This is a genomic window from Dyadobacter sp. CY343 (assembly GCF_021390335.1).
Taxonomy (GTDB): domain Bacteria; phylum Bacteroidota; class Bacteroidia; order Cytophagales; family Spirosomataceae; genus Dyadobacter.
In genome coordinates this window covers 166,854-181,073 of the sequence record NZ_JAJUXK010000010.1, presented here as the reverse complement: position 1 = coordinate 181,073, position 14,220 = coordinate 166,854, and the positions used below count along the sequence as shown (strand labels likewise).

10 protein-coding genes are annotated in these 14,220 nt (G+C 44.4%); all 10 read right to left on the bottom strand.

The genetic code is table 11. The annotated features are described in order from the left end of the window. Positions 1 to 7: 7 nt before the first annotated feature. A complete protein-coding gene (gene dnaG, locus LZG94_RS25735) occupies positions 8 to 2,005 on the bottom strand; it encodes a DNA primase (protein WP_233794528.1) in 1,998 nt (665 codons plus the stop codon). A gap of 393 nt (positions 2,006 to 2,398) precedes the next feature. After that, the gene (locus LZG94_RS25730; protein WP_233794527.1) at positions 2,399 to 3,376 is read right to left on the bottom strand and encodes a hypothetical protein; all 978 of its coding nucleotides are present in this window, start codon (positions 3,374 to 3,376) and stop codon (positions 2,399 to 2,401) included. Continuing rightward, positions 3,369 to 4,769 (bottom strand): O-antigen ligase, encoded by a 1,401-nt coding sequence (locus LZG94_RS25725; protein WP_233794526.1) that lies wholly within the window; start codon positions 4,767 to 4,769, stop codon positions 3,369 to 3,371. Before LZG94_RS25725 ends, LZG94_RS25730 begins: the two co-directional genes overlap by 8 nt. Beyond that, complete coding sequence (locus LZG94_RS25720; RefSeq protein WP_233794525.1) at positions 4,757 to 6,097, bottom strand: hypothetical protein; 1,341 nt, start codon at positions 6,095 to 6,097, stop codon at positions 4,757 to 4,759. Before LZG94_RS25720 ends, LZG94_RS25725 begins: the two co-directional genes overlap by 13 nt. Further along, positions 6,067 to 6,795: a cytidylyltransferase domain-containing protein gene (locus LZG94_RS25715; RefSeq protein ID WP_233794524.1), complete on the bottom strand. Its 729-nt coding sequence runs from the start codon at positions 6,793 to 6,795 to the stop codon at positions 6,067 to 6,069. The genes LZG94_RS25720 and LZG94_RS25715 overlap by 31 nt, the downstream gene beginning before the upstream one ends. Further along, the gene (neuC, locus tag LZG94_RS25710) at positions 6,795 to 7,946 is read right to left on the bottom strand and encodes a UDP-N-acetylglucosamine 2-epimerase (RefSeq protein ID WP_233794523.1); all 1,152 of its coding nucleotides are present in this window, start codon (positions 7,944 to 7,946) and stop codon (positions 6,795 to 6,797) included. Before neuC ends, LZG94_RS25715 begins: the two co-directional genes overlap by 1 nt. A gap of 1 nt (position 7,947) precedes the next feature. Further along, entirely contained in the window at positions 7,948 to 8,949 is a 1,002-nt protein-coding gene (locus tag LZG94_RS25705; RefSeq protein ID WP_233794522.1) for an N-acetylneuraminate synthase family protein, read from the bottom strand. Positions 8,950 to 8,951: 2 nt separating this feature from the next. Beyond that, positions 8,952 to 11,288, bottom strand: coding sequence for a tyrosine-protein kinase (locus LZG94_RS25700; RefSeq protein ID WP_233794521.1), 2,337 nt, complete (start codon positions 11,286 to 11,288; stop codon positions 8,952 to 8,954). 140 nt (positions 11,289 to 11,428) lie between these two features. Beyond that, positions 11,429 to 12,532, bottom strand: a complete 1,104-nt coding sequence (gene glf / locus LZG94_RS25695; RefSeq protein ID WP_233794520.1) for a UDP-galactopyranose mutase — start codon at positions 12,530 to 12,532, stop codon at positions 11,429 to 11,431. A gap of 113 nt (positions 12,533 to 12,645) precedes the next feature. After that, positions 12,646 to 14,100, bottom strand: coding sequence for an OmpA family protein (locus LZG94_RS25690; RefSeq protein ID WP_215235998.1), 1,455 nt, complete (start codon positions 14,098 to 14,100; stop codon positions 12,646 to 12,648). Positions 14,101 to 14,220: the final 120 nt, after the last annotated feature.

The window sequence follows — 14,220 nt, the reverse complement described above, 5'->3', positions numbered from 1 at the left end:
ATTTTAGTTATCCGATAACACTTCCCAATTCTTTGGCAGCCGCCATACTGATACCCTTATAAAAAATAAACTCGCCCATAATATTGGTCTGTTCCTCCTCAGACTTTGCGTATACCGCCTGGTCGAGACATACCTTCATTTTTTCCTCAATAAACGCCTTTTTCAACCGCAGGATATTCACGAAGGCGGTTTTGTCCAATACATCCGCCTCAAACGGAACATATATCTCATACTTTTCGGACCAGAGCCCGCTCAGCTCATACTTACTTGTCAGCCAGCCTATTGTCAGCGTTCTGATCTCGGATTCGTGGTGATTGAGGAAATAGTCTGTGTCTGGTACATAATTACGCCCCAGGTTTTCACGAAAGAGAGTCAGCAAATGTTGAAAAATGGGATCTTTAAAATCTATTCCGTCAATCTCGCCGAGTACGTATTGACAAACTGTGATGGTAGGTTCCAGTTCCTTTGTCCCAAAAAGCACCAAAAGACGCGTAAAGGCTTCTTCCTGGTAATATAACTTACTTTTTTGCGGCGCCTCGTGCGTGACTGGCTCCGGCTCAAAAGGATTGAAGTCGTCTTCGGAAAAAGTGAAATTCCCCGGCATCGAACCAATATCATTCGGCCCCTCGGGCATACTGCCGGCTTGAAACGGAGCTCTTTCAGGCTTTTTCTGAGTTGACAGTCTGCGCGCGAGCTTGTTGCCCTCGGTGATCAGCATTTGCTCATCCACCTTCATCATTTCCGATGTGCGCCGAAAAAACACCTGCCGTTTGATCGCATCAGGAATCTTCACGATACTGCTCACCACTTCGCCAATCACAGCAGCCAGCCGGAAAGGATCATCACCCGCATCTTGTAGCAGTACTTCGGTTTTAAATGTGATAAAGTCTTTCGAAGCTTTCTTTAAATATTGCTTGAAAGCCTCCGCACCCACTTTCCGCACATAACTATCGGGATCGTCGCCATCGGGAAATAATACGATATTAACATTCAGACCTTCTTCTAAAACCAGATCCAAACCTCGCAATGCAGCTTTTATCCCGGCAATATCCCCATCGTAAAGTATTGTTACGTTAGGTGTAAAACGACCGATCAGCTTGATTTGCTCGATGGTGAGCGAAGTACCCGAAGATGCTACAACATTCTCGATTCCAGCCTGATGCAATGAAATAACGTCTGTATACCCTTCAACCAGGTAGCAATGATCAAGTTGCCTTATTGCGTTTTTGGCCTGAAATATTCCGTACAGTACATCACTTTTGTGATAAACCGCCGTTTCAGGTGAGTTTAAATATTTAGGTTGATTGGCTTTCGAACTGCTGTCAGATTTCAGAATACGCGCGCCGAAAGCGATCACTTTTCCGCCGACATGGTGAATAGGAAAAATCACCCGGCCTCTGAACCTGTCGTACCCACCGCTGCTGCTGCTTTCCCGGGGAATCAGCAGCCCGGCTTTTTCAAGCAGCTCCGCCGAATAACCCTTTTCAAGCGCCTCTTTGGAAAAGGAATCCCAGGTGTCCAGACTGTAACCCAGCTCGAATTTCTGCCTGATCTCATTCGTAAATCCCCTTTCCCGGAAATAGCTCAATCCGATCGACTGTCCTTCGTCTGAGTTTTGGAGCTGGTTCTGATAAAAATTCTTGGCGAAGTTGAGCACGATATACAGACTCTCCCGCTCGTTTTGCCGGAGTGTTTCCTCATCGGTCATCTCCTCCTCCTCGATCTCGATATTGTATTTGCCGGCCAGATAGCGTAATGCTTCTCCATAACCTACATTATCAACATCCATTACGAACTTGATCGAATCGCCCGCAGCCCCGCAGCCAAAGCACTTATAGATCTGTCTAACCGGGTTTACGTTGAAAGAGGGTGTTTTTTCATTGTGAAACGGGCAGCAGGCTGAATAGTTTGCACCTTTTTTTTTCAGGGACACAAAATCTCCTACCACCTCCACAATGTCGGCGGCCTGCTTGATGCGGTCTACGGTTTCAGGATTGATCCTCATGTACTGTAATCTAATTTCGTTAACGCGATCGCGCAGCTCCTCTCATTCTCGCGTATGTGTCTTAGGAACAAAAAAGACAATACTAAAATTTCGCGTATACGAATGTAACGAGAGGCAAACCTTTGAGCAATTATTAAAGAATATTTCCCTAAATTTGACACCTTAATGGATTTTGCCGAATTGTATTTAAAAATTATCCATTATTTTCTTATTAGAATTTAGAAATTCACAATCGAAAGTTTTTTTCTAATTACTTTAGTTTGTTATTTTGCGGTATTGGAATTGAATCCGAGAGCCATCAAATAGATTGATATAGATATTAAAAATATAGTGTGTGTATAGTGTGAAACAGGGCATGGAAATTTTTCTATGCCTTTGTTTTTTTGAAGCAGCTCAACTTCTATCTGCCAGTATTTCCCGATACACCGCAATCAATCTCTGAATAACCTCTCCGCCACATAGTTCGCTATTGCTGCCGGAAAGCATCTTTCTCCCCGCAACGATTTCACTTTCCAGATCCAGTTGCCATAAACTTTTGAATATGCCGCAATGTGCCGGCCGACTAACCGAATCGGAGGCTAAAACCGGTACATTCAACTTCATTGCTTCACAAATTGACAGAGATACCCCGTCGGTGGAAGTATTTCTGATAAATGCATCTGACACTTTCAGGACGTTCCTGAAATCGTGCGGAATGGACAGAAACAGCACATTAGCAGAAATCTTTTGATATTTTTGTTTAATAAACGGCGCATAGTTACCGGAGGGATCGGAGATAACTAACGCGTATTTTCCGTTTTCCGCAGCCCATTCAACCAGTTCAGAAATTCCGTAAATCTCCTTTCCGTGTTTATCAAATGCCACATTCCATGCATTCGTGCAGGTTATAAGTTTGTATTTTTTGGTAAAATTCAAAAGCAGTGACGAAGTGTCTGGGTCAAGCGGCGCAATATAGTCGGAGTGGAGGTAGGTTGAGATTAGTTTCGCATTCCTGTTCCATTGAAATGCCTTTTTGAAACTTTCCTCATTTTGAATAATAGGAGTGTGCGCTAGCCAGCAGGATAAAGTGACGGAGAGATTTCCAGCCAAATCATAACGTCCCCAATTTCCATGATAGGTGACCATCAGTTTTTTCAGCAATAGTCTGCAAATCAGCGCCACGCACAATTGCCAGTAAGGATTGGACAAATGCAGATGGATCGCACGGTTTGTAACAAATTTCCAAAGGACACCCGGAAGACCTTCATTCAAGTCAGCGAAGTCGAAATTTTTGAAACCGATTCGTTCCAGGTTCTCGATCAGCCGGCTCACGTGGATAGTGACTCCACCGATCGGTGGGGGCAACCGGCCAATAATCAATATGTTAGCCATCGAAATAAGTTAAAACCTGGCGTTTCGCATAGAAATACTGGCATATAAGCAAGATTGGGGCTATGCAATTAACGGTCACACTTTTGGATGGGATGATCACGAAAACGCTTCCAACAGTGTGGTTGAATAGCAGGTAAAAAAGTATGGAGAGCGGCATTACCATATATTTTCTCCCGCCGGCGTTTACCGTCCACACAGTGCAGAAGCATTTTGATAAAAGCAGGTACATCAGAATAACTCCGAGTAACCCGTTCTCTGCCAGTAATGTATACCAAAGTGAATGCGCTTCCCGATAACCGGGACCCAGTACTTCGAAGCTACCGGTACCATGCCCAACCAGCGGACTGGCAAGGAACAATTTGTAAGCGATTGCCTGGATTTCATTTCTGCCGCTGGCTTCGAGCAGCTTACTGATCGCATTTCCTTTTGAAACTTCACCAAATCTCAGTTTCCAAAAGTAGGATAGATCCTGGGTTGCAAGGAAAGTTTCGATTTGAGCCAGAAAGAGCAGGGTTATGCCGGAAAGGATCATCAGAATAAGCATAAGCGCCTTCCTTGAAGTGAGCCAGAGGGAAATCAGGATAAAAGGGCCGATCAACAATACCGCTCCCCTTGAAAATGAAAGTACAACCACGGCGACGAGAATCGCCAGAGTCACTGAACTTGTGATAAAACGAAGAAATTGCTGCCTGAACCTGGCCCCATACAGCATCGCAAATGGCCACAACAACAAAAAATAGGCCATTGTTATATTGGTATCAGTAATATTCCTGGTAGCCAATAAGTTGTCCGAACCTTTATAAGCAGCTCCGGCGATGACCAAACCGAAAGTTCCGACGCCTAATATCAGGTAGCTGACGAATAAGTACTTTTCAAGTTCACGGCAAAAGTCTGTTGCCTGCATTGCAAATCTCAGATAGATAAAATAGCAGGGCAAAATGAGCAGGTTAAGAACAATTGACCCTACTATAATAGGCCCGAGATTTGGAGATATGGATAGATAAAAAAAGCCCAGCACAATCCAGACGATCAGAAACAGCTTTTCGTAAGCAGATATTGTAATCTTCTTTTTGACAAAAAAATTGAGAAAGTACAGAATGAGTATTAAAAACGGCATTAAGCGCCAAAGTGAATTAGCGCCGGCCGGAAAGGAATATTTTTGAAACAAATGCAAAAACTGTGTAAAAAGCGGAATCGAAACGACGTGAAAGAGCTTGTCAGGCGAGAAAGTAAATAGTACAACAAAACAATACACATAAAACGAAAGCACGATAGTAAGTTGGAATTCAGTATCTCCAAAAACCGTCAATGAAGGGAATAGGAAAAGAAAAGCGCTCGTAAAACATAGCGAGCCCAGTCCTTTCAGCACGATTTCCGCTATTAAGCCAGCCATTCATCCACATATTGAATCATCGAGTCGACTGATTTTGCCTCGGTGTGATGAATGAATTTTTGTATCGCCAATCTATGATCAGTGCTTCCTAAGTCGTCTACGAGCAATTTGTCCAGGCATTCAAATAGCTCCTTTTTACTAAACACAGGATGATCGATGCGAAGATGATTCAGCGGAATCTGATGCGAATAGCTATATAAACGCCTGACCGAACGCGCGTAGGGCAATTTCTTATTTCCATCATAAGCAATACTAATAGTCGGCTTGTTACATGCAGCTGCGTCGAGACGCATGGTGGAGGCTACCTGCAGACAAACGTCACAACGAAATAGCGTGTCTGCTAAAACTTCCAAAAAATCGAGCGCCGGGAAAGGAGAATAACGATTTTGTTTTTGCCACGGCCAAATCTCCACGTTTTCAGCCGCAAACTGTCGGTAAGCGTCCGGATCGTCTGCTGGGTGGCACCTTATAAGTAATGAAAATCCGTTTCTGGTTTGCATGTATTCCCTCAGATCTTCGACGATTTGATACTGGTCCGGGAAATGCTTAGGTGCGCTGGTCGCGAATAAGATCGTTTTTCCTCCGGACTTTGCTGGCCGGCTTGTTCTTTTCCCGAAGTAAATATCAAATCTGGGAACTCCCGAAACGCATATTTTTGGCTCTGTTTTACAAAACGAATACAGCCGCTCAAACTCCGCTGCCATTTGTTGGTTCCAAACGAGCATTTGATCAAAATCACTATTGATCAGCCCTTTCGAGGTCAGGTTATCCCAACTTATAACGACACCCATCGCCGGAATCCTGGCGTATCGAATAAGAAAATTGACAATTATATTTTCGCGGATATCCAGCGGAGACGAGGACATTACGCCATCAAAATGAAGCACACTTTGCCCCTCTTTTTGAAACATCCTCGATGATATGACCATAATTATCTCCCTGATTCTGGTCAGCATTGACCGTGAAAAACGCTTCGCGATCGGCATTTTATCGAAACAATACAACAGAAACCGGAAGGGTAACCCGAGCTGCAACACCTTAATACGACGCGTAGAAGTATTGAATGTCATGAAAAACAATACCTTTTCAATCCATCGCAAATAACGGAGAAACCTGGTTTCTGATGGAACGTTCGTATTCAGCAGTTCCAGGGAGCAGTTAAAGTGTTCATTGATCGACGCAAGATCCCTTTTGTTGATCAAATCAGATATCAGCGATATGTCGTATCTCCTTGAAAGCTTTTCCAGAAAACCTGTGTGAATCATATTGAGGACTGCAAATTGATTGGTTATCAGGATCAATAGCCTGCGTTTTGGTATTGTCTCCATTTGTCGATCTGTATTTGCGCTGCCTCCCAGTCAGCATAAGAATCAATATTAATGTCCGGCTCGCCTTCCGTCAGCAGGCTCGCAATCCTTCCACCTAAGAGCCTCCCTTCGCGGATCAGGGCCGTTTTTGAAATGTAGATCTTACCATCCCGGTAGTAGCTATCGGACAAATCCTGGCGCCTCGGTACAATCGTTTCATCTTCCTTGATTGCCCGCCGCAAACCTTGCTGTCCGTCAAAAAAAGCCCAGTCAGGATGAAACTTGTGCGGTATTTTCTGAATTGTAACAAGGCTGTCTGCTTGGTTATCAACAATTAGCTGGATAGATCTATCGATCAAATCCGGACTTCGAAATGGCGACGTAGGTTGAAGCAAGACAACATATTCAAACGCGATCTCCGCCTCAGCATAGTAATTTAATGCGTGGCGGACCACTTCAAGCGATGTGGAAAAGTCTGATGCAAGGTGTTTAGGTCTCACAAATGGAATTTTAATAGCCGGGAATTGCTGCGCATATTCAAGAATCCGCTGGCAGTCGCTCGATATGATAATGGTATCGAGCAGCTTGGATTTCAGCGCCGATTCAATGGTATAGTAAATGAGCGGTTTGCCTCCCAGCAGCTTCATGTTCTTATTATAAATACCTTTGGAACCCTCTCTCGCCGGGATAATTCCTAAAATTCGTATAGGTGCTTTCATCAGTAAGTGATTTTCTTGTCGATGCTGAGGGGAACGCTGGCAAGCAGATCGGCAATTTGCCGGCCTGCACTGCCTTTACCGTAGATAAAGTCTGGTGGGAAATGCGGGCGGGATACCTGCTTTTGTATAGCTTCAAATATTGCGTCGCTCCGGTGCTCTGCGTCCACTACATTCTGACCCCGCTCCCGCCCTTTCTGTCTGCTGCCGATATTGACAGCGGGAACCCCCAATGTTGCACCTTCCCGAATACCGCAACTGGAATTGCCTACGAGACAAACACAGTTTTTAAGGATCTTCAAAAAATGCTCGGGGCGCATGTTATTGAAGAAATGAAATGGCAAAAGTGTGTTTTGAGCGTAAAATGTACTGATCCTGTTAAATGTGCCCGCGGTGCCTCTATCTGCATTTGGCAAAAACCACAATACTGGAAGTTGCAGCGAAATAATCGCGCTTAATGTGCTGTTAAGCTGTTCTTCGGAAAGCTCCGATTCAGTGGTTACGGGGTGCTGCAAAACAGTTACGAAAGGGTCAGATAAATTTGGCTTGCTTCCAATTCCGCCGTATAGTTCATAAGGGTCAAAATCCAGTACCGGATTTTTAAGGACATCCATTACAATATCCAGCGACGGGCAGCCTGTGTAAAATACTGTTTCGGGAGCCTCGCCCATTCTGATCAATCTCTTGCGTGCCTCGGAGGTCGCAACAAAGTGTATATCAGACATTTTCGTAACTGCGTGTCGCACTTTCTCGTCGATGTTACCGGTCACTTCCCCTCCCTGAACATGCGCGAGAGGAATGTTCATATAAGCTGCCGCCACTGCGGTGGACATAGTTTCGAACCTGTCGCCAACTGTCACCACCACATCCGGCCTGATCCGCTCAAAAGTGTGCGCAAGCTCGAGAATACCGGAAGCAGTCGTGATCGCAGCAGATGTGGGTTCGTCTGTAATGGAAGAGTTGGCAATACGCTCATCTATTGCAAAACCATCATCCTCGATCTGACTCGCCACGTGCCCGTATCTTTCGAGTAAAGTGCTACCTGCCACAACCAATTGTAATTGAAGGTCCGGATGTTCCTGAATTGCCCGCAATAAAGTCTTCGCCCTGCCATAAGTAGCACGGGCCGTGATTACTACGCAAACTTTTCGCATCTCAGAAATGATTTTCAGTTATAAAATCCCATTGCTGTGCATCCTGGGTTAATACTCTACCTAAAACCTGACTATAATCATTCGGTGGAATGCCCAGGCCGGCCGGCTTTTTGGATTCCAGATCGTCCATGCATATCAGCTGCCCTTTTTGCATGAATTTATTGACGACCAAGGATTTACCGAATTGTGCTTTCAAAATCCTGAACGCGGAATTATCAGATTTGTCGACAGGGTTGTTCAGCGCATGCTCTATTGCCCGCACCCCTTCCACCAATTTGAATACCTCATCCACTTCCAGTGAGGATGATGCGTCCGGGCTAAGCATTCTTTTATCAAAAGTCACATGAAATTCAAGGAGCCGCGCCCCAAGGGTCGCAGCAGCAAGGCAAGCAAACAGCCCTCCCGAATGATCCGAGAAGCCGGTTGGTAACTGATATCTTTTTTTGAGTTCCTCAATAACATTCAATCCCCATTGAGACGGATCAGTGGGATAAGCGGTGGTGCATTGCAGGATTGAAAGCGCACAGGAATACTTCTTCAAGCAAGCTATTGTTTCATCAAGCTCATAAAAGGTACTCATCCCCGAAGACACAATTACCTCTTTCGCAATTGCTCCAATTTTATCGAGCATCAGCAGGTTCTCGGTTTCCCCGGAACCGATTTTGAATCTGGAAACCCCGATCTCAGTCAGAAGGTCAACAGCGGCTATGGAAAAAGGGCTGGCGATAAAGTCAAGTCCATGGTATTCACAATGCTGTTTGAGCTCAGCCCATTGCGCTTTTGTAAATTCCATCCTTTTCCAATATGCCATTCTTGTAGTATCAGCGAACGGAAAAACTTGCCGGAAACTATCATAAGGGCCACTTTCTGCTTCCGCGATGTGAACCTGGAATTTCATCGCATCGATGCCGGATTTGGCGACCGCGTCGATATATGCATGTGCAAGTGTGATGCTCCCTTCATGCGCCTGACCGACTTCACAAATCATGTAAATGTTGTCCATTACTATTGGGTTAGTTTGAAATTGTGCTTCCATTTGAAGAACGAGCCCTTTTTTTCTGCGTTTTCATAATACTGATAGTAGCGGCTAGCTTGCTGAAAACCATTGTAGAGTACGTGAATATTCGATAAGCGGTTATCGGTGAATAGCTTGTTCAAATCATGCATTTGCTGTCGGCCGGTAACATTTTGCCGGACCACATATAAGGTAAGGTCGACAAATGGTCTGACTGTATGCGCGTCAGTCACCAAACCTACCGGCGGGGTATCAATGACAATGTGATCGTACTTTTCTTTTAGCGTCAAAATCAACTTTTCGAACTTCGTAGTTGATAGAAGCTCGGCTGGGTTCGGCGGAGGGTAGCCGGAGGTTATCACGTCAAAGCATTGCCTTTGCCCTGATTTTTGGATCAAAATATCAGAATCTGACCTATTCAGCAGATAATCAGTGACGCCACGTGATTCTACATGGAGATAGTTCGCCAGGGTGGGTTTACGCAGATCCAGCTCAATAAGCAATACCTTTTCACTGATCATCGCGAAAGACTGAGCGAGATTTGCCGCTACGAAAGACTTCCCTTCACCGGCATTTCCTGACGTGATCAGGATAGTTTTGCAACCTGCCAGACCAGATGCGAAAAGCAAGTTCGCCCGGAGTGTCCTGAACTGTTCCGAAATCAAACTCTTTCCGTCGGGCTGTAAGAATCTGGAATGAGCGCCTTTCTGGTAACTGATTTCTGCGATTACCGGCGCTTTGCAGTATTGGGCAAGACTATTTTTGTCAGGAATTTTGTCACTCAATATTTTTGATAAATGCAGACCCGCCATCGGGATACCCAAACCGAAACAAGCGGATACCAGAAATACGAGCTGTCTATTGGGCGTGACGGGATTTGAATCTGCCTTGGGAGGATCAATAACCTTCGCATTTGGGATTGTCGATGACCTTGAAATTGAAGTCTCGATCTGTTTTTTGAGCAAAAACAAATACAGCTCCTGCTTGATCTGCTGCTGCCGCGTATAATCCAGATATATCCTCTGCTTCGGCGGCACTTTCGAAATCGCATCCTGATATCCCTGCCCGCTCCGCCGAAATGCGGCCAGACTTATACCTAGCTCTTTCTGTTGCATATTGAGGGCAGATAATATATCAGCTCTTAGCCCAGTTACCTGATTTTCAATTGCCAATATCGCCGGGTGACCTTTGTTCATTGTGACCAAATTCTTGCTTCGCAGTAGAATCAAGTCATTGTATTTACTGGCCAGCTCCTTAAAGTTTGCCTCCTGTTGGATCAGGGAGCTGGGAATGATTCCTGTCGGGTTGTCAATTATATACTTCGCAATAGTTTCGACAATCTTTAATTTAATTGCAAACTGACTATATTGATCTGATGTCGAGCTTGCCTGTTGGATCAGCTGCTGGGTTTCTGCTTCGATATCCAGTAACATGTTCGTTTTCCGGAATTGCTCAATACTCCCTTCGATCTTGTGCAGTTCGGACGAAACCAGGGCTAAGTTTTGACCTATGAAAGTGAGCGTTTTGTCTGCTACCCTATTTTTGTCATCAATGCTATTGCTGATATAGTGACTAATCAGCGTCGACAGGATCGCCTCGCCCTTTTCAGGAATCGTCTCATTGATAGACAGGTTAATTACACTGGCAAACTTATTCGCTGTCGAGACAGACAAACTCGCAGTCAGTTTCCGGATCGAATTTTCCTTATTCTCTACAACCAAATAATATTTGTCATCTTCGGAAATAACATGCTGAGTTTTTGATAAGACCGCCCGCCGGTTATCAATTGAAATAGTGTCACTAAATTTCCCGAAAACAGTTTGTTTATTACTGAGAAGCTCAAACTCATTATTCTTCAAAAACACCACCTGATACTTAGCTAGCGTGTTTCCAGGAAACTCTGTACCTAAAAACACAATTCTGAAAGGAGACTTATCATACAGCTCAGTTGTTTTCACGCGGCCCTCCGCGAAATAGCTGACATGAAGCGCGAGCGCATCCACGACGTTTTCAGCCAGACTTTTGCACTTTAAAATCTCAATCTCATTGTCAATACTGCTGCTGGTTACTGACAAACCCAGGTTTTCCAGTGCAGCCGCATCCCCGAAGTTCGATCCGCGTGAATCATCCCGTATCAATAGTGAAGACTCGATGAGGTATTTCGGGGTAGCATACCGCAGAAAAACAGCGGTGACTACTGCACTCATTGTCAACCCGATCAGGAACAGGTGCCAATGTTGAAGTATATCTCTCAGGAAAGCATGCATCGAAACGCTCTGCTCCTCTGCCCGCAAACTGGTAATTAGCTCTAAATTATGGTTCGCCATTACATACTGGTTAGTTTAGTATGATTTAGACGGCGGTTAGTAGATTACGTAACGCGATAACTGAAATTTTTTTGAAAAAACTTTTACAAAAAAAATCCCCAGCCTAATAGGACTGGGGATTACGTTATCGTGAGTGCGTTTTAAGCGAAATGCACCTTCACTTTTTTTAGCGCTGAGGCAACAACCTGGTGCATATCATAATATCGATATTCAGCCAGGCGACCTCCAAAAATCACCTGTTCCTCTTCGGAAGCGAGTGCTTTGTACTGGTTAAAAACAGCCGTGTTCTTGTCGTCATTAACAGGATAATACGGTTCTGCGCCTTTTACCCATTCCTGCGGATATTCGTGGGTGACCACGGTTTTAGGCTGTGTACCAAATTCAAAGTGCTTGTGCTCAATGATACGCGTGAAAGGAGTTTCACCGTCGGTATAATTCACAACTGCATTGCCCTGGTAGTTTTCCTGGTCAAGTAATTGATTCTCAAACCGAAGACTTCGGTATTCAAGCTGGCCGAATTTGAAGTCAAAATATTCATCAATCGGTCCTGTGTATACAATCGTTTCCGCGAGTGCGGTAAGTGACTCACGCTCTTTGAAAAAATCAATCCCTAACCTTACTTCAACACCTTCCAAAAGCCCCTCAGTCAGTTTGTTATATCCACCGATTGGAATGCCCTGATATTTATCGTTGAAATAATTGTTATCGAACGTAAATCGAACAGGTAAGCGTTTAATAATGAATGCAGGAAGCTCGGTCGCCTTTCTGCCCCATTGTTTTTCTGTATAGGCTTTGATCAGCTTTTCATAAATGTCGGTGCCGACCAAAGAAATTGCCTGTTCTTCCAGATTTTGCGGATCTTTAATACCTGCCGCTTCCACTTGTTCCCTGATCTTTTCCTTCGCTTCCTCAGGCGTTTTTACCTTCCAGAGCTGATAAAAGGTATTCATATTGAAGGGCAGATTATACATCTCCCCATTGAAATTAGCGATCGGGGAATTCGTGTATCTGTTGAATTCAACGAATGAATTCACATAATCCCATACTTCCTTGTCGTTGGTGTGAAAGATGTGCGCGCCATATTTATGGACATTAATACCTTCAACATTTTCGCAGTAAACATTACCGCCAATATGTGATCTTCGGTCAATTACAAGACATTTCTTGCCTCTTTTAGTAGCCTCATGCGCAAAGACGGAACCCCATAGCCCCGCCCCCACTACCAGATAATCGTATTGTTTCATTCAGTATTTAGAATAATTGATGTAAGTATGTTTGCTTTTCAACCCTTTTATAAAACAGAAAAGGCCTCCATTACGGAGACCTTGTTCTGTATTTATCTTTATTCCATTAAATACTATGGAAGAAGTTTAAGTTCTACGCGACGGTTTCTTTGAAGTCCTTCACGTCTTGCGCTGTCAGCGATTGGTTTGAATGAACCGAAGTAATCAACGATCACTTTGCTTGGGTCAGTCAATCCTGCTTCGTTGATCAGGTAGTTTTTAACTGCATCAACCCGGCGGCGTGAAAGTGCGATGTTGTAGCGGTCAGATGCACGACGATCTGTGTGACCAGCCAATTGCAGGCGGCAACCGTTCAGGTTCATCAGTTTCGCCACGTTTTTCAACATTTCCTGAGCCTCTGGCTTAATCGTGTTTTTGTCAGTATCGAACATTACGTTAGCGAAGATCTCAGCACAAGCTGCACCATTTTTAAGCGCATTTTTCACGTAAGCATCGAAGTCAAGAACGCGACCACCACCGTCAACTATGCTTCCAGCTGGTGAATTTGGTTCTTTATCGAAGAAGTCAGAAACACCGTCACCGTCTGTATCAAGCAATAGTCTTGGATCGATATCTTTTGGACGGTTTGCTTTTGCAACTGAGTCCATTTCTTCAAGCGTAAGGATTTTTGGAGGCTTAATAAGCGCCTTAGGATCTGTGTAACGCAGGTGGTAGTATCCGCCTTCGTCAGGTTTGTAATCCCATTTGCCATCCACTTTCTGAACTTTCAATGGGTTTTTACCCAATTTGTAAGTTACCTGCACAGCACCGTATCCGTAGCTATCCAGTTCTGAATTTCCTTTGCGGGAGGTTTTTTGGTCTGCAATTACAAAGCTGTTCGCAGTTCTGTCATAGTCACCACCGAACGTTGCGTCCAGGTAGTCAGAATTTGTATGAGTCAACCGGAAGTCAAGTCCGATGTCAATTCTTTTGGTTACTTCATAGTTTACGTTTAATCCCGTTGGAACGATCCAGTCGTTCATGCTGCCGGTTTCGCGCAACTTAACACCGCCAGTCAGATCGTAAGCGTCAGCGTTGTAGAAAATCTGTCCTACTCCAACATACGCATCTACTTTCCAGCGTTTCATTTTATTAGGTCCCATTAAAAGACCTTTCAAATTCACTGTTCCGGCAACAGAAACATCAAAATAGTTGCCCTCAAAATAACGGTTGTAATTCCGGCGTTTCATACCTCTCAGGTTTCCGAGAGAAACGTCCAGGCGAGAGCCGAACCAGTATGAAAGCTGTTTGTTTAAAGTGAGGCCTCCTTGAATTGTTCCGGATTCCTTGTGGCTGTCAGCTGTTGTTTTGGTAACAGGCCAGAAATCATACTCTCTCAAATCGCCAAAAAACATGGATGGACCGAAGTGCGCTGAAATTGACCAGGTGTTCAGCTTGTAGGGACCGTCGTAGGTTGCTTTGGGATTGTAATCCGGAGAATTCGGTTGCTCTAGTGGTTGCGCCAATGAAGGCAGCGCCATCATTGCCCCCAAGGCAAACGAACAAATCAACTGGGATACTTTTTTCATACTATTCAAGTTAGCGTTATTAAGATTAACTAGGATTGATCTTTTAGTCAATTATGAGTAAATTAGGTATTCAATTCATGGCCAATTGTACGTTAACCAAATGCCTAGTGCGCACAAAAA